The sequence below is a fragment of the Hymenobacter koreensis genome (genome assembly GCF_039541855.1).
GTDB lineage: Bacteria > Bacteroidota > Bacteroidia > Cytophagales > Hymenobacteraceae > Solirubrum > Solirubrum koreensis.
In genome coordinates, this window is record NZ_BAABHA010000003.1 from 1 (window position 1) to 18,559 (window position 18,559).

Consider the following 18,559-nt stretch of genomic DNA (forward strand, 5'->3'; position numbering starts at 1 on the left):
GCACCACCCAGAGGATGGTGTCCTGGCGGGTATACGAACGGGTCACGGTGTAGGTGCTGTCGCCGGGCAACTGCGCCCGCTACGCGACCCGACGAGCTTGGAGGAACAGCTTGCTCAATTGCCCTTGCGGGAATTTCTGTTCTTACTCTTGCGCTACCCCTTCTACCGTACCACTTCTACCCAGCCTTTCTGGAAGGTGTCGGTGCCGGCGGGTTTTAACAAAAAATAATAAGGCCCCGGGGCCACGTGCTCCCCCCAGTCGTTGCGGTAGGCGTCCGTGGTGTACACGGTTTTCCCCCAGCGGTTGTAGATGGTCAGCGCGGCGCCCTCCGGCGGCAATCCCTCGATCACAAAGCGCTCGTTTGCCCGGTCCCCGTTGGGGGTGATGATGTTGGGAACGACTAGGCACGGGCGGAGGGAAAAGCGGGCCTGCGCTTGGCAGCCCGATCCGTAGAAGGCGGTGACGCTGTACGTGCCCGGGCCCGGAACGCGAATGGCGGCGGTGCTGTCGCCCGTGCTCCACCGCAGGGAGGTGGCCCCCGGGGCCAACGCCGACAGCTGCGCCGGCCCCGAACACGGCCCGGCACCGCCGGTAATCTTGACCGCCGGCTCGAGCAAGTGGACGCGGTAGGCAGCGGTAGCGGTCAGGCCACCGGGGAAAGTGGCGGTGACCGCATACAAGCCGGGGAGCGTGACCACCAGGCTCGCGGTGGTGGCCCCGGTGGTCCAGCGGTAGGATGTAACCGTGGCGTTGGCGGCGGCCGTGAGCCGAACCTGCCCGCCGTTGCACAGCAGCGAATCCCCGGTAACGGACACCGCCGGGGCCGGGGCCGGCGCGGTCGCTTGGTTAAGGCGGACGCTGGTCATGCTGCCGACGTAATTGGCGGTAATCAGGTCCAGGTCGCCGTCCCCGTCCACATCCCCCAGTGCGACGGCCATCGCGTCGCCGCCCACCCCGACGGCTTGCGCGTTGCTCATCGCGCCGGGGGGTCCCGTGTTGGCCCCGCCTCCGTTCAGCAGCAGGGTGACGGTGCTGGTCCCGTGGGCCGCGAACAGGTCCAGGTCGCCATCCCCGTCGACGTCGCCCAGCGCCAATGCCCGGGGTTGGCCGGGGACCGGGTACGTTCGGGCGCTGGCGAACCCGCCGGTGCCCGCGCCCGCGTTCACTAGCACGTACACGCGGCCGGCCGCGCCGTTGGCAACCAGGTCGGGAGCTCCGTCCCCGTTCACGTCACCAGCCACAACACGGGTGCAATAACTGCCGGTGGGCAGCTCCTGGGCGCCGCTGAAGGTGCCGCGCGCGTTGCCGTCGTTGCGTCGCACGCTCACCCCTCCGGCATAGTAATTGGCGCTGACTAAGTCCAGGTCGCCGTCCCCGTCCACGTCGACGAGGGCGACCCCCGAGGGGCCGTTGCCCACGCGCACATCGGTCCCGTTGCTGAACAGGCCCGAGCCCGAGCCGGTGGCGTCGCCGCCGTTGAGCCGGATGCTGACGGTGTGGTCGAGCAGGTTGGCCGTCGCCAGGTCCAGGTCGCCGTCGCCGTCCACGTCGCCCACGGCCAGGCCCCGGGGTTCGGTGCCTACTGCTACCGCGTGGCTGTAGGCGAAGCGACCCGTGTTGGAGCCGCTGGCGTCGCCGCCGTTCAGGTGCACGCTGACCGTGTTGCTGACCCCGTTGGCGGTGAGTAGGTCCAGGTCGCCGTCCCCGTCCACGTCGGCCAGCTCCACGCGCTCGGGCGCGGTCCCCACGGCGACGTTGTGCGGCGCCCCGCTGAAGGTGCCCGGGCCGGAGCCGGAGGCGTCGCCGCCATTGAGCACCACGATTACACCGTTAGAAAAGCGGCTGGCCACCACCAGGTCCAAGTCCCCGTCCCCGTCCACGTCCCCGGTTGCCGCGTCGACCACGTCGGTCCGGAACACTTCGCTGCCGCCGCCGAACGTGCCCCGCCCCGTGCCGCTCACGGCCGCGGTGAATTGCTGCACCCAGGGCTGGGCCAGCGCCCCTCCGGCGCCGGTTGCCCCCCGCGTCACGGTCAGTTGCACGGTTTCGCCGGGCCGAAAAGCGAACGGCGTGGGAACGAACGCCAGGGTGGTCCCCGCCACTGCGGCGATTCCGCCGCCACGCAAGCCTCCCCGCTGGCTGCTGAAGACTTTAAGGGCGGCCGCGGAGGCAGCGGTGAGCGGTTGGCTAAAGCTGGCCACCACCGCAACGTTGCGGGGGGCGTTGCGGGTGTTGGCAGCGGGCGTGATACCGGTGAGTACCGGGGCCTGGGCAAGGGCGCCCGTGCTCAGGAGCAACACGCCGATAGCCCCTCGGAATAACGGATAAAAAGGCACGTCAATAGCAAATGAAAACCGGAAGGACGTGGGCAGCCGCCCAGGCCTGGGCAAAAGTATACTCCGGCAAATTTACAACTCCGATAGCAAGCAAAATCGATTCATTTATGCAACAGGGCCATTCCGCCAAAGCAGGAGTTAAACACTGCTTATGGAAATAGTGCTTGCCTATACTAGCGTAATTTTTGCCTTCCATAAAGCACGAATGATGTCCACACCCCTCCGCCTCGTTCTAGATGCCAGTTCCTACAAGCAACTGGTGATGGCCTTGGGCGAGGATGCTTCGGCCTCTTTTTTCTCCAGCAACCGGCTGACCTGCCCCACCACCAAAAGGAACTTCACCTCTCGCGACACCAGGCCGAAGCGATACTAGACACCTTAGGGGACCTGTTATGCACCAAAGGCGTAACCAACGGCGAAATCAATACCTATGGCCAGTGGCTGGAACCCTTAATTGACTTAATAAACGAGCCGCTGCACGGCTAAAGAGCAAGCAGCAGGCAGTCCATCAAAACGGTAGGAAAAGTACACATGATAACTTTTGTTCATGTGGCTAAGGAGCACCTCACAGCTGACTTTATGCCACTCGTCAATTAAATCGCATTTGGGTTCCGTGAAGCTTGTAGGTTGCTGGATTCAACACCAACCTCGAGCTGATGGAGGACGAAAAAGGATTACGGAAAATCATGGAGTTCATGCGCCTGTTTGCCATCGTGCTGCTGGGCCTGAACATCTACTACTACTGCTTCGGCTACTTTAAAGCCCTGGGCTGGGCGCCGGCCGTGGTCGAGCGCCTACTGGAGAGCTTCTCCCGCAACACCTTCCTGTTTAAGGGCAGCTGGGTGAGCAAGACCCTGGCCGTAGTATTTCTGCTGCTGAGCTGTCTGGGCACCCGGGGCCGCAAGGATGAGAAGGTGAAGGGCATTTCGGTGGCGGGCTACGCCGTCATCGGGCTCGCCTTGCTCTATGGCGCGGACCTGCTGCGCGTCCTGTCGATGCCTGCCGGGCTGGCCACGGCCCTGTACGCCGGGCTGCTGACCGCAGGCTTTCTGCTGCTGCTCAGCGCCGGGGCCTGGCTGAGCCGGCTCTTCAACAACGACCTGATGAAGGACATCTTCAACAAGGACAACGAGAGCTTCCCGCAGGAAGAGCGCCTGTTGGAAAACGAGTACTCGGTAAACCTGCGCACCGAGTACCAGCTGCGCGGCAAGCGCCGCCAGGGCTGGCTGAACGTGGTGAACCCCTTCCGGGCCACGATGGTGCTGGGCACCCCGGGCTCGGGCAAGAGCTTTGCCATCATCAACGAGTTCATCCGGCAGCACCTGGCCAAGGGCTTCTGCATGTACATCTACGACTACAAGTTTGACGATTTGAGCCGCATCTGCTACAACACGCTGCTGCGCCACCAGGACAAATTTGACCGACCCGTGGGCTTCTACGTCATCAACTTCGACAACCCCCGCAAGAGCCACCGCTGCAACCCGCTGCTGCCCGAACTCATGTCAGACATCGTGGACGCTTACGAGTCGGCCTCCACCATCATGCTCAACCTGAATAAGAGCTGGATTCAGAAGCAGGGCGACTTCTTCGTGGAGTCGCCCATCAACTTCGTGGCTGCCATCATCTGGTTTCTGCGGCTCTTTGAAAAGGGCAAGTACTGCACCTTCCCGCACGTTATCGAGTTTTTGAGCCGCGACTACGAGGAGATATTCCCGGTCCTGGCGTCTTACCCCGAGATCGAGAACCTGGTCAAGCCCTTCGTGTCGGCCTTCCAGAAGGACGCCATCGAGCAGCTCGAAGGTCAGATCGCCTCGGCCCGGATTCCGCTGGGCCGGCTGGCCTCGCCGCAGCTCTATTGGGTGATGTCGGGTAATGACTTCACGCTCGACATCAACAGCAACGAGGAGCCCAAGGTGTTGTGTGTGGGCAACAACCCCGAGCGCCAGGCTATCTACGGGGCCGCATTGGGCCTCTACAATGCCCGCCTGGTGAAGCTGGTCAACCAGAAGGGCAAGCGCAAGTCCTCGCTCATCATCGACGAGCTGCCCACCATCTACTTCAAGGGACTGGACAACCTCATTGCCACGGCCCGCAGCAATAAGGTCAGCACCTGCCTGGGCTTTCAGGACTTCTCGCAGCTCGAGCGCGACTACGGGCAGAAGGAAGCCGAAGTCATCAAGAACACGGTGGGTAATGTCTTCAGCGGCCAGGTGGCGGGCAACAGCGGCAAGTGGCTGAGCGAGCGGTTTGGCAAGATTCTGCAGCAGCGCCAGAGCCTGAGCATCAACATGCGCGAAACCAGTACCAGCCTCTCCACCCAGATGGACAGCATGATTCCGGCTAGCACCATTGCCAACCTCACCCAGGGCAATTTCGTGGGGGCGGTGGCCGACAACTTCGGGGAGGAAATCGGCCAAAAGGTGGTTCACGCCCGGATTCAGGTGGACGTGAAAACGGTAGCGGCTGAGACCAGCGCCTACCTGCCCATACCCGACATCACCAGTTTTATTAATCCGGCGACGGGCGAAGACGAAGCCGAGGAGATGATTAAGGCCAACTTCAACCGCATCAAAACCGACGTGAAGGAATTGTGCGAGCGGGAGCTTCTTCGCATTAAGCAGGACCCGGCCCTGCAGCACCTCATCCGGGAAAAGGCGGAGAAATAAGACGAATAAAGGAGGTTGGCGCGGCCGCTTACCGGAGAGCCGTTCGTGTGACCTGTGCGTGTCTCACCACTCGATTTCAACCGTTCGTCAACTTTCCGCCAATCGGGTTGGGGCCCCGGATAGGTTTGCAGCGCCGAATTCCGCTTCGGCCTCCTCCTTAAACCCTCCTTTCTATGGCAGAACTAGATCAAAATCCGACCCCAATTCCGGATGCCGCGCCAACGGTTGTGCCCAGCCAACCGGTAATAGAGCCAGGAGCTGATCGCCCAGAGCAAAGCACTGCTACTGCCGAGGAAAGCCCGGCAAGCGGATTACCGGAGCCAGTGATTCCCAGGCAGGCGGAAGAACCACCGTTGGCGGTAAAGCCAGCGCTATCAACGCCGGTAGGAGAGGGACCGCTTCCTGCCACAGAATTGCCACCGACTCAAGCCGCTGCCGCCCCGAGCCCGTTGGAGGCACCCGGCAGTGCGGCGCCGGAACCGATCGGGGAGCTGCAGATTAAATGGCGACAGAAAGGTGGCGAAGTAGCCCCGCTTCTGGAAATGCGGGCGTATCTCGACCAGCTAAAGGAAGCCGGAGTGGCCGTGGGCGCCCTGACCATGGAACGCGACCCGGGCGGCCAGCTCAGCGGCCGCTTTGACGTCAGCTACGACCCGGCCTCCAACAAGCTGGGCCAGCTGGAGGCCACTCTGCAGGGCTTTAAACTGGTGGGCAATGGCCTGGCAGTAGTTGAGAAGCCTGAGCAGGCCGCCGCCCGCCGGCAGGAAGCCGGCTACGACGAAGGTTACGAGCCCCCGCGCAGCCGGCAGGTAAAGGAGGCCTTCGGCGTGAAGCAGTGGGACGCGTTGAGCGCCCAATTGTCGGCCGTGCCCAAGCACGCGCTCACGGCCCCGGAGCAGGTACAGCAGCACGCCGCCAGCCAGCGGGTGGAGCAGGTTGCCCAGCAGCAGGGAAAAACCTCGGAGCAGGTTATCCGCGAAGCCAAAAGCCTGTTTGACATTGACACCAGCGGCAATCCGGCGTCGGCTTTCCTGAAGAACTTCTATGCCCATCTGAACGGCGGCCCAAAAACGCGGCAGACCCTGGAAGTCGACTTCGAGAAAACCCGCCAGCAACTGCAGGCCCGCTTAACCCAGCAAGTTGGCACTGGACCCCTTCCAACCGCGGAGGAAGCCAGCAGCGGTCCGGCACCAGCGTTGAAGAAAACAACCCCACCAGTAGCACCTGCCGATACTCCGGCCGGCAGGGCACCGGTGCCCCATCCTTCCCTTTTGTTTGAAACCCGGGATGTGCCCCAGCACGTGCTTGATTCCCTCGGGTTGAAATCGGAGGAGCTTACTGCCAGTGGTCAGCTGCACAAGCTGCTGCGCGGCGAGAAAACGGACCTGCTGCCAATGGCCGTGTCGGGTCGGGAAGGGCAGGATCCCGTGCGGTTTGAGGGCAAGATGGTGCTGCACCGCGAAGCCGACGGCTCGGCTACGCCAAAGCTGGAGCTACCCCAGCAGCAGCTGGTCATTCCCAACGAGATTGGTGGGCAGGCCATCACAGCGGAGCAGCGCGAGAAGCTGGAAAAAGAGGGCAATGCGGGCCTCGTACGGGGGCTCAAAGACGAGCAGGGCCGGGAATACAACGGCTACGTGGCCGTGGACCGGACGATGAATAAAGTGGTGGTGCTGCCGGAGCATAAAGTGACCCTGCACGACGCCGTAGCCGGCGTGCCGCTCAGCCCCGAGCAAAGCCAGGACCTGCGCGAGGGCAAAGTAGTGGCCCTGGCCAACATGGCCAGCGGCAACGGCGGCCCGAAGTTCGACGGCACGGTACAGGTGAACGCCGCCAAGGCCAGCCTGGAAGTCAAGCCCGCCGCCCACGAGCTGCAACAGCGGCAGGCCCCGCGCAAGGTGCAAGCCAAGAAAGCTACCCGGGCAGTCACTACCGCAGCGCCGGCAGCAGAAGCTCCCAAGGTCAAAACCCGCGGGCCCCGGCGCTAAGGAGCACCGCACCCCTACACATCATCCTTCCGGCAGGCCCGGCCCGGACGCTCAGCGCCGGGCCTTGGCTTTGCTGTGCCTTACTCTCAGGGAATTGGTATGGAACACGAGCTGACTTTTCAGAAAATCAAGGAGCAGGTGGAGTTGCCCGAACTGCTGAGACACTATGGCTACACCCTCAAAAAAGGCGAGGTGCTGGGCAAAGGCAAATGGCACGTCTTTGAAGGCGATGATACGCTCGTAGTCTTCAAGGGCCGGGGCGGGGACTGGATGTATTTCAACGCCCAGGACGACCGCGACAAGGGCAGCGTCATCGACTGGATGAAGAACCGGGTCAACTCCGGGCGCATCAGCGGCATTGCCCAGGCCCCCGACCGCAGCGTATGGCAGGCCGTGAATGACCACTTCCGGGCCTACCTGAACCTGCCCGAGGCCCAGCGGCCCCAGCTGGACCTGCCGCCCATCGCGGAGACGGCGCCGGGGGAGAAGTTCCACAGCATCTACACCCGGAACTGCCGCCCGCTGGAAAATACCGCCTATCTGGAGGGGCGGGGTATTACCAAAAGCACGTTGGCCCTGCCGCAGTTTGCCGGCCGCATCCTTAATCAGTTCCACACCGTGCAGCATCCGGGCATGCCGGCCAAAACCTACGTCAACACGGCTTTCCCGGCCTATCACGAAGGGCGCGTGGTGGGCCTGGAGCTGAAAGGGGAGGGATTTAAAGGCCAGGCCCCGGAAAGCCAGTTTTCCCGCTCGCTGTGGCTGAGCAAGCTGCCCGAGCCAGGGCCGGCCACCTACCTGCTGGTGAGTGAGTCGGCGCTGGACGCGCTGTCCTACGCGCAGCTGCATGCCGGCGATACTGCCCTGTATGCCTCCACGGCCGGTACGCTTACCCAGAACAAGATCTTCGAACTGAAGCGTCTGCTTACTGAGGCAGGTATTCCCACCGTCCGGGCGGCGTTTGACAACGACACCCAGGGGCATTACTTCGACACGCGGCTGCTGGCTGGTTTTGCCAGGGCGGACAACCCCATGAAAGTAGTACGGGAGCACGAGCGGCTGCTCACAGTTGAGGTAACCACCAACAACGTGGCCAGTCTCCAGGCTCTCAATGATAAGCTCAAAGTCTACAATGCGGCCGCGACGGTGCAGTACTATCAGCACAGCGGTACTACGGCGGGCAAGGCCATCAGCCCGACGCTCCGGAACGAGCTGATTCATTCGGTTCAGTCGGCCCCTAATACCTACCAGTTTCACGTCCCTATAAACCGCGACGCACTAGGCGCCTTCAACCAGGCGGCCATTCACAGCCTGGCTTTTGAGCACCAGGTTGAAATTGCAAAAAGCCAGGGCAAAGACTGGAACCAGGACCTGAAGCAGGACCAGCTGCAGCGAGTGGTAAAGCAGCAGTTGGGCGAGGTGGATGAAGACCAGTACGGGTTTGGTCAGCTGCACTGGGACAATCCCCGGTTCGAGGGAGATGGGAAAATGCCGCCGCATAAGCCTGAGCAGCAACGAACCCCCCGATTGCCTCGGTAGCACCCCGGCGACACGTAGTGGTATTACCCGGCTACCAGGGATGCCCAAGTAAAGGCGCCTGGATTCCAAACAGGGCTAATTGGAACAAAAGGGAAAAAGCAATCGGCATACCATAAAATATGCTTAAAAAGCATAAATAAATAAGTTAAATAAGCAACAATAAGGAGGCGATTTGCGTTTAATAGGTATAAGCAACGCACAAATAAACAGCCTGTTACTTATGGAATTGACTCCTGGTTCCACGCCTCCTTGCCCCGGTCAAATGCTGTTCATCTCCTCAGCCCGCCGGAACCTACGACAAGTGCTGAGCCACCCGGCTTTTACCCCGGAGCGCCGTCAGAAAGCCGAAGCGCTGCTCACCGCCAGCACCAACCCCGCCGAGTTGCTGCGCTGGAAGCTGCTGGCCCTGAAAGAGTGCGAGGCCTGGGAGGATACCGAACTGGCCCGGGAGGCCCAGGAGTTAGGCCCCGCCGCGCACCCCGATTACGCCTACTAACCCGCTTTGCTCACCTTAATCCTTCTCGTTATGAAAGCTGCCACCCCCCGCGCCGACGTGTACGACATCATCACCAACCGCATTATCCTGGCCTTGGAAAACGGGGTAACGCCCTGGAAGCAGAGCTGGAACGCGGCCCACGGCGCCCCCCGCAACTACCGTAGCAAGCACGTGTACCAGGGCATCAATGCCTTTCTGCTGGGTATGCTCCAGCACGAGCAGCCCTATTACCTGACCTTTAACCAGGCCAAGGAGCTGGGAGGACAGGTGCGCAAGGGAGAGAAGGGCATGCCCGTCGTGTTTTATAAAGTGTCCAAGAAGGAAGATGCCCAGGGCAAAGAGAAGAAGGTAGCTATCCTGCAGTACTCCACCGTCTTCAATATCTCTCAGATTGACGGGGTAGACTGGCAGCTGCCTGAATTACCCCAGCGGGAGCATACACCCCTGCAGGCCGCCGAGCAAATACTGGCCGGCTACGTCGACGGTCCACGCGTGCACTACGCCGGCAGCGAGCCCCACTACCGCACCAGCACCGACACAGTGACCGTGCCCGAGGCCGGCAACTTCCACACCCCGGAAGACTTCTATGCGACCCTGTTCCACGAGTTGGCCCACTCCACCGGCCATGTGAAGCGCCTGGACCGGGCGACGCTCACCGAAAAAGCCTCGTTTGGCTCCGAGACCTACGCCAAGGAAGAGTTAGTGGCTGAACTGGGTGCTGCTTTTCTGAGCAACGCCGCCGGGCTGGATTTAGCTCGAACGGAGCCCAGCACCGCCAGCTACCTGGCCAACTGGCTGCAGGCCCTGCGCAACGACAAGCGCCTGATTATTTCCGCTGCCAGCCAGGCCCAGAAAGCGGCCAACTACATCTTAGGGATTGTGCCCAGCTACGAAGCCTCTGAGGCCGAGCCTAGCGAGTAGGGGAGTGCTCAGGCCCGGTCGGAGCAATCCGGCCGGGCTATGGGGGTGCCAACAAAAGGAAAACGTATTGGCTGGGCAACGCATCCCAGTGAACCAGGAGGCCAATAATAATCGCACCGCGTCTTCTTCCCTTAGGTTTACTCTGTGCTGCGTTTCTGAACTACCACAATTGCTAGCGCAGTCCCACCATTTTCAAAAACAGTCCGCCGGGGTTCTTATCGGCCTTCACCTTGCCGGTTTTGTACTTGTAGGTAAACGAGAACAAGGCATTGAGCTTCTTAGCGTCCCCCAAAATCTGGCTGACGAGCTTGGGGTCGCGGATTTCGAGTTCTTCCAGGTTGTGCAGCGCCCGCCGCTGCTTTTCTTCCTCGGCCCCGTCCTCGAAGGGAATGGGCAGCTGCTGCGGCACCTGGCCGTTGACAAAGAAGCGGATGCTGTGAAAGGAGCGGCCTTTCTTGATGAGCTCGTAGTTGATGCGCAGGTCGGTGTGCTCGTTGATCTGGGTGGTGGCCACGTCGAGGACATACTTCTGCAGGGCCGAGATCTTCTCGTACTGCTCCGCTTCCAGGCCCTTGGGGTCCTTGAGCGAGAGCATGATCTTGAACTCGTCCAGGGTAAAGGTCTTGGTTTCCCCGATGTCCTTCCACTGCGAGGCGATCTGGTAGATGCGCTTGGCGTACTTGCTTGACAGGCTGAAGACCGACTGCAGGCGGTAGGAGGTGAAGTTGTTCTTCAAGTCGATCAGGTAGCGCCGCATGCGCTCCGAGATTTCCAGCTCGATGATGCCTTCGCCTTTCACGTAGAGCGCGGAAGCCAGCAAGCCCACCTGCAGCACGTGCTTGTTATCCTCGATGTGGTACTCGCGGCTGCGCAGGTTGGAGGTTGCTTCAAGCAGGCGCTGGTAGTTCCAGGACCGGCCGGTCATCTGCTCGAGCTCCTTTACGCGAATGCGGTAGATGGTGCCCGGCTTGTCTTCCTTGCGCAGCACCGAGAGCAGGGAGAAGACAATGTCCATCTCGCAGGCGCTCATCTCGTAGCGCGCCGTGGTGATGGCGTTGTGCTGGCGAATCTCCAGGAAGGATTCCCCCGACGACGGGTGGCTGGTGGTAGCGGGAACGCTCATGCGGGTAGAGTCTGGTAACGGCTATACGGCCAAATGTAAATAAGTTGCAGCAATTAAGGTAAGGCTTCCTTGAGATTCTATCCTTTCGCTTACGATCTCTATCCTTAGCACTTACGATCCCTATCCTTTGGCTTACGGATTCTATCCTTGCGCTTACAAAACCTATCCTTTCCGCTTACAATCTCTATCCTTTCGCTTACAATCTCTATCCTTGGAGTGGTTTAAAATTCAGTTAATCAACAGTTTGCAAGCCCTGCAAATAGGGTAAATACTTGACAAATAAATAAATCTCACAAATTTGTTGATGTTCGAATCGAGAAGAGCTTTTAAAGAGTACAAAACGGGGAGGGCGAGGCAGGAAAGCAACAAAACAAGGAGCATATTTTAGTACAAAATGGGATTGCACTATTTAAAGAAAAAATTATACTATTTATTACCTATGACACCTTTCCGCCGACCACATCACCCATAAAGATAGTATAAAAATAGCCTCGGGGCTGTACAGGAGCCTTTTTTCAGATTCATCTGCTACAAAAGCACCAAAAGAACCTGCAGTTACTTATTCCCTGACCTCGGAGTTGGTAAATGGCTGGTAAGGGGCTCGCAAAAGGATAGAGATTGTTAGTCCAAGCCAGGTGCCTGAGGCGCGAAAGGATAGAAATGGTAAGCCAAGTCACCCGGACTTCGCTGAAAGGATAGAAATGGTAAGCGTTTGCAGCCCGTGAGGCTACTATCCTACAAATCAGGGGCCGGCACGGGTGGGTCAACCCCCGGTTTGACTTACCATTTCTATCCTTTCGAAGACGCCAAGGCGCTATGCTGAGTGACTCGAAAGCTGCCTCAAATGGCCGAAAAAGGCTGTTCTGTTAGGTGAGCTTGTTGATTTTCGCTGCTGAACCAGATCAGCCCGCTGGGGAGAACTGGGAGTAAGGAGCCCGTGGGTTGACTTACAAAAACTATCCTTTCGCTAATCGAAAGCTATCCTTTCGCCACTGGTCCACTAGCTGAAGGAAGCCGTGATCAGGTGGAAGTGAGCCGGCTCCAATCTGAGCTGCCCCTACCTACTGCCAGTCAGGCGTGCCTCAGGGAGAAGACAGCTCCTTAAAAACCACTTTTTATAAGCAAACAACAGAGGGAAAAATGTCACCTCTAATGCGATAATTGCGCAGGCCCGTAAGTATGCCAATTTAGCTTCTTTATTTCACGGCATGAAAACCCCTAAACCCGCGCCGCTGACCATTCAGGTGCTTCCCCTGGAGCGCGAGCAGCCCCCGAAAGTGCCCGTGGCCTGCCGCTCGCTGGCGGAGCTGATCCACTCGCTGGGCACCCGCAAGGAAGTGTCAGAGGCCTGGAAAGTGGTGCCGCGCACCCTGGCCCTGCGCATGCAGAAGCCCGAAACCGCCACGCTCGAGGAGCTGCAGCGCCTGGCCGAGCTGGCCAAGCTGGACCTGCCCACCGTGTTCGAGCTGGCCTACTACCAGATGCGGAACCCGGTGGTGGTCCCCACCCCGCAGCTGGGCCGGCCCAAGCAGCACTAGCTTGGGGTAGCCTCGGCCCATTCGCGTGGGCGTGGTGCATTTCATCACCAACTTTTTACCACTCGTCCTTTTTTAGCCCTAGGCGTGCCTGGGCGTAGTAGTTTCGTAGTGTCTTAGCCGGCGAATTAGCGCCCCCGGCTGATAAAACCTGAATATATGGAAGTTGCCCAGTGCCCGGAAGTGGCCCCCTTACCTTTCCCCAACCTGAGTTTGACCGTGCCCTACTGCGAGGCGCTCAGCTACGCGCAGGGACGGTTGAAAATGCTGGGCAGCGGCGGCCTAAAGCCCTTTTGTGAGACGCATCAGCTCACCTACACCAACGTCATCAACCTCAAAAACGGCAAGCTCAAGCGCGAGGAGCCGCGCCTGGTGCAGCGCCTGCTCAGCACCCTGGCCGTGCCCACCGAGCTGCTGCACTACCCGCCGGGTAGCAAGACCCCGTGCTTTCTGCTGCCGGATGCGGAAGCACTGGCCACGTTTCGAAGCCAGCTACAGTTTCTCAGTGCGGCTCAATAATGCCCGTTTAAGGAGCCTTTTACGCTATAAAAACGTTTATTACAGCGTACCAACGCACTCAATGCCCCTTCAGATGGAACAGCCTATCACGTATTCCGAGCGGGAGCAGACGCCCGCCCAGCGGCAGGAACTCATCGATAACGCCCGGGCCTGGAGCGCTGCCCAGGGGGCCGTACCCGGCCCCCGCGCCGAAGCCCTCTACGCCCGCTACGTGGCGGGGGAATTAACCCTGCAAGGCATCACCGACGAACTGCGGCGCCAGGATGCGCCCCGCGTGGTGGCTGCGGCTGCCCGCGCAGCCGCAGCTTCACGGGAGAGCAACAGCCCGGTCGTAACGCCGCACCGCGCCGAGATGCAGCCCGAGCAGGAGTTTCTGTAGGGCCTACTCGTTGCGGATAAGCCCGCCCGGTCCCGAGCCGGGCGGGTTCTTTTTTACCCTCCTTCCTTTCCCCTGTGGCCATTCAGGACGGTTTCTTCAATACCCGGGACCAGATTATCTACAACCGGCTGGGCATCACCAACCCCGACGAGCTCCGCCAGGTGGAGGGTGACTACTCGATTCCCATCATGGGCCAGTTGCTGGCCGGTACCAAGGAAATACCGGGTCCGTTTAATGCTGCGCACCTCAAGCAGATGCACCGGGAGCTTTTCCAGGATGTGTACGGCTGGGCTGGACAAACCCGTGCCCACGGCCCCGACGGCCCGTTTCAGGGCCAGAAGCCGGCCTACGTGCTTAACCCGCAGGGTGACATGATGCGCTACGCACCCTACTCGCAACTGGACCAGCGGCTGGATGCCATTGGCGCCCAGCTCCGGCTGGAAAACACCCTGCGCGGGCTCAGCCCGGTGCAGTTCGCGCAGCGGGCGGCGTACTACTTCGACCAGTACAACCACGCCCATCCCTTCCGCGAGGGTAATGGCCGCACCATTCAGGCGGTGATGGCCGTCCTGGGCCGGCAGGCCGGCTACCAGGTCGAGTTACAGCCGGCCGCCGCCGCACAGCTTAACAACACGCGGGATTTGGCTATCATTCGGCCCTACGGTCCGTTGCAGCCGGAAAAGAACCTGGAGCCGCTGGCCCGGCTGCTGCGCACGGGGATTAAGCCCCTTCCCGGCGCTGAGGCTGAAAAGCTGCGCGACCCCAGCCAGGCCCGGCCCCTGGCGGCGCCCACGCCCGAGCTGCAGCGCATGGAGGCCCAGCGAGTCCTACAGTCCAGCGCCTACGTCATCGGGGGCGCCTTGCGCGACATTGACCGGGGCGATACGACCCGCGGCAATCAGCTCCTGCAGCAGATGAGCCAGGTGCTGAACGGCCAGGCTATGGCAACCGAACTAGGTGGTAGCCTGCAGCAAGCCGCGCTGGAAGTGTCCAAGCACCCGGTGCTCAAACAGGAAGCGCCGCTGGTGCTGCACGCGGTGGCCTTGGCGCGAAGCGTGCAGCAGCTCGTGGCGTTGGAGCAGCCTGCGCTGGGGCAACACCAAGCCGCAGTCTTGGAAGAGGGCAAGCGAAAAGCGCCAGGGCCCAAGCAGCGCGGGCCCAAGCGCTAGGAGAAGGACAAACCCGTCACCCGGCGAAAGGCCTCCTGTCAGGGAAGGTTCAGTAGCGTCCGTTCACCGATGCCGGGCACCACCGCGGTACAGTCGGCCGATTTGAGCGCGGGCCGTTTAGCTTGGCCGGCGGAGCAGATGCTCCAGGGTACGCCGGACCGCAGCCAGCCGGCCCGCCACCGCCGGGGGCAGGGGCGGAAGCAGGCCCAGGTGCTCGAGAAGCAGGGCTGTGCGCCACAGGGCCGTGCTTTCGGCGGCCCGGTTGGCGGCCGCGTTTGCCGCGCCGCGGCCATTGAGGGCCGCCAGCAGGTGGGCGTGGGCCACCGCCAGGTGCTGGGTTTCCCGGGCAAAGGCCGGCCCCACTTCGCGCCCGCGCAGCCGGGCCTGCACCTCCCGGCGTCGGCGCCGCGCCACCCAGCGGCGCAAAGCCGCTGGGTGGCGCGGCGCCGCGTCGTCCGCGGGCTGGCCAGTAAGTGGAACTGGATTCATGGGCGCAAAGTAGGCCTTGGTTAAAAGTTTGGTACAAAGGTTAAACGAGCGGGCCGGCAGGGGACTCCCACTGGAAGGCAAAAAGCGCCTCCACATCGAAGCGGAGCGAGTCTTTCAGGGCTTCGTCGGAGAAGTCAAACTCGCCGTGCAGGTTGAGGTGCTGCCAGCTCACGGGCGAACTGGCGGCTATGGCATCGGCTACCTGCTGGCGCTCGGCCGCCGGGGCCTGGAGTAAATACTGGTTGAGGTAGAGGCAATTCCAGCACCCAATCACGTTTTGCACCAGCCGTTTGCAGGCATCGGCCAGCTGCTGCTCTTCCTTGTCGGCGTAAGGAATCTGCCCGTTTTGGCCGTAGAACACGGCCCGCGCGAACGAGTGGGTGCTTTCGAGCTTGTCCAGCTGGTCGTCGATGCGTTTGCGCAGGTCCTGGTCGTCCATGAAGGCCTTCTTATAGCAGCGGGGGGATAAAATTACTCTAAGCCCCAAGGGGAGTAGGCAGCAGTAGCGAACAGCACTTTGCTCGACTGCGAGCCGGAGCCAGCGGGCGTTGATATGCCCACCGGGTGGCCGTGCGTTTAACTCTTGGACCGAACTTTTAACCGAGGCCATCTTTTCATCTCCTGAGAGCGGTGGTTTGCAATCCATGCAACGGCAGCTACTTCGCGTTGATTTGTGTTATACATCCGGGGTTTTGTGTGACTACGGCCCGCCGTAAGCCATCGACCTTTGTGGGGCCAAGCAGGCTTCATCTGCTACTGCACCCTTACTCCCAACACTTACCCCCAACCCATGGAAAACCAGACCGTTGATTTGATTTTTGCCTTCACCGTGAAACCCGAACACCAAGAACGCTATGAGCAGGTGCTGGCCCAGCAACTGGCCATCACGAAAAACGAGCCGCACGTACTTAGCTACGAAATTTTCCGCCGCCCCGACGGCAGCTACTGCCAGCACGAGCGCTACGCCAACGAGGCCGCCATCCGGCTGCACATGCAGAACACGGCCGTGCCGTTGAAAGAATGGGGCGAAGTCACGGAAATCACCCACATGACGGCGCTCGGGCCCCTGAGCGACGCATTCACGCAAGAGTTTCACATGCAGGCCAGTTACCGGCCCTACGCGGCGGTTGCTCACTAGCAGCGCGCAAGCGGGGCCGTTTAAGCCGAGCCGTCTTGCTTCCTTTACTAGCCGTTGGCCAGACCACCAGGGAGGCTGGCCAACGGCTACTTTGCTTCCCTTATTTTGGCTTGATGAAACCGCCTGAATTTCAAGTTATTGACACCGTCACGGACTACACCCGCTACTACGAGCTGCCCGCCCCGGCGCACCCGTTGCTCACGCTCATCGACCTGACCGCAATGCGCGGGCAGACCTTGCCGGCCCCTGTAGTGGCGCAGCTCTACACCGTGGCCCTGAAGCGCGGGCTGAAAGGCACCGTACATTACGGCCGCCAGACCTACGATTTTCACGACGGCCTGCTCACGTTCCTGGCCCCCGGCCAGGTCGTCATGGCCGATGCCCGCCTCGACCTTTCGGAGTTGAGCGGCTGGGCACTCGTGTTTCACCCCGACCTGCTGCGCAAGTACCCGCTGGGCCAGAAAATCACGGGCTACGGCTTTTTTGCCTACGCAGTCCACGAAGCCCTGCACGTCTCCGCCCCGGAGGAACGGCTGTTGGAAAGCGTGCTGCGCAGCATGCAGTATGAGTACGAGCAGCCCATCGACGCCTTTAGCCAGGACTTGTTGGTGGCGCAATTGGAGGTGCTCTTGGGCTACGCCAACCGCTTTTATCACCGCCAATTCCTCACCCGGCGGCTGGTCGAGCACGACCTGCTCAGCCGCTTCGAGGCCCACCTCGCGGCCCATTTTGCGCAGGCGCCCCCCCCACCACTGCCCACCGTGCAGCACGTGGCCGAAGCGCTGCACGTCTCGCCCGCCTACCTGAGCGACATGCTGCGGGCCCTTACCGGCCAAACGGCGCAACAGCACGTGCACCACGCCCTGATTGAGAAGGCCAAACAGTTGCTGCTCAGCACCTCGCTCACGGTGAGCCAAACGGCGTTTCAACTCGGCTTCGACTACCCGCACTATTTCACGCGCTTGTTCAAAAGCAAAACCGGCCTCACGCCCGCCGCCTTTCGCTTCTCGGCGCACTAAGGGCCCCGCGCGGGTCCAATAAGGGCTGCTGAAGCAGCCCACCCGTCTATCGCCCGCCCGCTACGAGCACATCAACCGCCTAGGCAAGCACACCTTTCCCCGCCAAGTGGAAGTGGAGCCCAACGGGCTGCGCAACCTGCGAAAGCCGCTGCAAACGGCTTAGAGTAATTTTATCCCCCCGCTGCTATAAGAAGGCCAGTTGGGCCGTGCGCAAGATGGCATAGGGCATCGGGGCGGTAAGGAAAAAGGGGGCTGGGGATCACCCTAGCCCTGCCGCCATCAACAAAAGCCCTACTATCCCTGGCTTGCCGGCCCGTAGGTTAGCAAAATAACCCCACGGTCAAGCCCTTGTTGCCCAAGGAAAACCAGTTCTTGGTTTAACTCCGTGTCAAACAACTTTTTCCCGTGGCCTGCCACGTAGGGATGAACCAAAAGCCGTAATTCATCAACGAGCGATTCTGTTAAAAGAAACTTAACCAGCGAAGCACTGCCCTGTATCAAGATGTCACCCTGGGTTTGATGCTTGATGCGTTCAATTTGCCCAGCAACGTCGGAATCAATTACCACGGTTTCTCCCCAAGAGCCCGCCTTAACAGTAGTAGAAACAAGGTATTTTTTGGTGCTATTCAACTTATTCGCGATGCCAAATTCATTGTTTCTCTGCTCGGACCAATGATTCGACAGCAGCTCATAAGTGAGCCGGCCGTACAACATCGCTTCGCAGTTCTGAATTGTATCGCGGATGTAGTTTCCCCTGGTTTCGCTGTCAAACGGTAAAAACCACTTATCCATCGTTGCCGCGTCAACCACGCCGTCAACGGTTTGCCATATGGAAGCAATAACTTTTCCCATCAGAAGTTGAAATTCGCTATTTAAAAGGTGTGACACGTTATTGAGCGGGCCGCACGGGCCAGGCAGCGTAAGGGGTTTACCTCATTGATTTAACGCGCCTTGCTGGTGTTTTATTCTCATATAACGGTGCACAAGGAAAGATCCACATCGCTAAGATGTAACTAATACTCCGTGCTACTGCTCTGATGCCTTCGGTGTGGAGGCGGCTGCTTCGGGTCGCCTCCGCGAGAGTGTTGGTAGCCCGCTTCACTCAGAAGGGACTTTGCCGCGTTCCAGGCCAACCGCGTAACCTAAGCACGGAGGGGAGGATGGTGCCGGCAGCAGCCAAGTCGTTTACACCACAGGCTCTAAATGCACCTCGGCCGGTCCCAATTTTGTTGCGATAAAGG

Annotated in this window: 16 protein-coding genes; 11 read left to right on the plus strand and 5 right to left on the minus strand. The window is 60.5% G+C overall.

The genetic code is table 11. The features are described 5' to 3' along the window. Window positions 1-162: 162 nt before the first annotated feature. Complete coding sequence (locus ABD903_RS08430; protein WP_345223220.1) at window positions 163-2,301, minus strand: FG-GAP-like repeat-containing protein; 2,139 nt, start codon at window positions 2,299-2,301, stop codon at window positions 163-165. 692 nt (window positions 2,302-2,993) lie between these two features. Between ABD903_RS08430 and mobC the strand changes: the two genes are divergently transcribed. From mobC to ABD903_RS08455, 5 genes are all read left to right on the plus strand, one after another. Continuing rightward, on the plus strand, window positions 2,994-5,003 hold the full coding sequence (gene mobC, locus ABD903_RS08435; RefSeq protein WP_345223222.1) for a conjugal transfer protein MobC: 2,010 nt from the start codon (window positions 2,994-2,996) through the stop codon (window positions 5,001-5,003). Between the two features lie 413 nt (window positions 5,004-5,416). Beyond that, window positions 5,417-6,991 carry a DUF3945 domain-containing protein gene (locus ABD903_RS08440; protein WP_345223223.1) on the plus strand — a complete coding sequence of 525 codons (1,575 nt, stop codon included), beginning with the start codon at window positions 5,417-5,419 and terminating at the stop codon, window positions 6,989-6,991. 99 nt (window positions 6,992-7,090) lie between these two features. Continuing rightward, window positions 7,091-8,530, plus strand: a complete 1,440-nt coding sequence (locus ABD903_RS08445; protein ID WP_345223225.1) for a toprim domain-containing protein — start codon at window positions 7,091-7,093, stop codon at window positions 8,528-8,530. A gap of 220 nt (window positions 8,531-8,750) precedes the next feature. Then, window positions 8,751-9,026 carry a hypothetical protein gene (locus ABD903_RS08450; RefSeq protein WP_345223226.1) on the plus strand — a complete coding sequence of 92 codons (276 nt, stop codon included), beginning with the start codon at window positions 8,751-8,753 and terminating at the stop codon, window positions 9,024-9,026. Between the two features lie 30 nt (window positions 9,027-9,056). After that, the gene (locus ABD903_RS08455; protein ID WP_345223228.1) at window positions 9,057-9,947 is read left to right on the plus strand and encodes an ArdC family protein; all 891 of its coding nucleotides are present in this window, start codon (window positions 9,057-9,059) and stop codon (window positions 9,945-9,947) included. Between the two features lie 172 nt (window positions 9,948-10,119). Here ABD903_RS08455 and ABD903_RS08460 read toward each other — a convergent pair whose 3' ends face one another. Then, on the minus strand, window positions 10,120-11,070 hold the full coding sequence (locus tag ABD903_RS08460) for a replication initiation protein (protein ID WP_345223230.1): 951 nt from the start codon (window positions 11,068-11,070) through the stop codon (window positions 10,120-10,122). 1,208 nt (window positions 11,071-12,278) lie between these two features. On the opposite strand from ABD903_RS08460, the gene ABD903_RS08465 reads away from it, so the two are divergent. From ABD903_RS08465 to ABD903_RS08480, 4 genes are all read left to right on the plus strand, one after another. Further along, a complete protein-coding gene (locus ABD903_RS08465) occupies window positions 12,279-12,608 on the plus strand; it encodes a hypothetical protein (protein ID WP_345223232.1) in 330 nt (109 codons plus the stop codon). 156 nt (window positions 12,609-12,764) lie between these two features. Further along, on the plus strand, window positions 12,765-13,124 hold the full coding sequence (locus ABD903_RS08470) for a hypothetical protein (RefSeq protein WP_345223233.1): 360 nt from the start codon (window positions 12,765-12,767) through the stop codon (window positions 13,122-13,124). A 73-nt stretch (window positions 13,125-13,197) separates the two neighbouring features. Beyond that, on the plus strand, window positions 13,198-13,503 hold the full coding sequence (locus ABD903_RS08475; RefSeq protein ID WP_345223235.1) for an antitoxin VbhA family protein: 306 nt from the start codon (window positions 13,198-13,200) through the stop codon (window positions 13,501-13,503). A 74-nt stretch (window positions 13,504-13,577) separates the two neighbouring features. Beyond that, on the plus strand, window positions 13,578-14,672 hold the full coding sequence (locus tag ABD903_RS08480; protein ID WP_345223236.1) for a Fic/DOC family protein: 1,095 nt from the start codon (window positions 13,578-13,580) through the stop codon (window positions 14,670-14,672). A 117-nt stretch (window positions 14,673-14,789) separates the two neighbouring features. Here the strand turns inward: ABD903_RS08480 and ABD903_RS08485 are convergent, their stop codons facing one another. Beyond that, window positions 14,790-15,161, minus strand: coding sequence for a hypothetical protein (locus tag ABD903_RS08485; RefSeq protein WP_345223238.1), 372 nt, complete (start codon window positions 15,159-15,161; stop codon window positions 14,790-14,792). 40 nt (window positions 15,162-15,201) lie between these two features. Further along, window positions 15,202-15,600 (minus strand): Tn3 family transposase, encoded by a 399-nt coding sequence (locus tag ABD903_RS08490; RefSeq protein ID WP_345223240.1) that lies wholly within the window; start codon window positions 15,598-15,600, stop codon window positions 15,202-15,204. A gap of 351 nt (window positions 15,601-15,951) precedes the next feature. Between ABD903_RS08490 and ABD903_RS08495 the strand changes: the two genes are divergently transcribed. Together ABD903_RS08495 and ABD903_RS08500 are read left to right on the plus strand one after the other, a co-directional pair. Then, on the plus strand, window positions 15,952-16,299 hold the full coding sequence (locus ABD903_RS08495; RefSeq protein WP_345223242.1) for an antibiotic biosynthesis monooxygenase family protein: 348 nt from the start codon (window positions 15,952-15,954) through the stop codon (window positions 16,297-16,299). Window positions 16,300-16,412: 113 nt separating this feature from the next. Continuing rightward, window positions 16,413-17,318: a helix-turn-helix domain-containing protein gene (locus tag ABD903_RS08500; protein WP_345223244.1), complete on the plus strand. Its 906-nt coding sequence runs from the start codon at window positions 16,413-16,415 to the stop codon at window positions 17,316-17,318. Window positions 17,319-17,612: 294 nt separating this feature from the next. Here the strand turns inward: ABD903_RS08500 and ABD903_RS08505 are convergent, their stop codons facing one another. Next, a complete protein-coding gene (locus ABD903_RS08505) occupies window positions 17,613-18,170 on the minus strand; it encodes a dihydrofolate reductase family protein (RefSeq protein ID WP_345223245.1) in 558 nt (185 codons plus the stop codon). Between the last annotated feature and the right edge of the window lie 389 nt (window positions 18,171-18,559).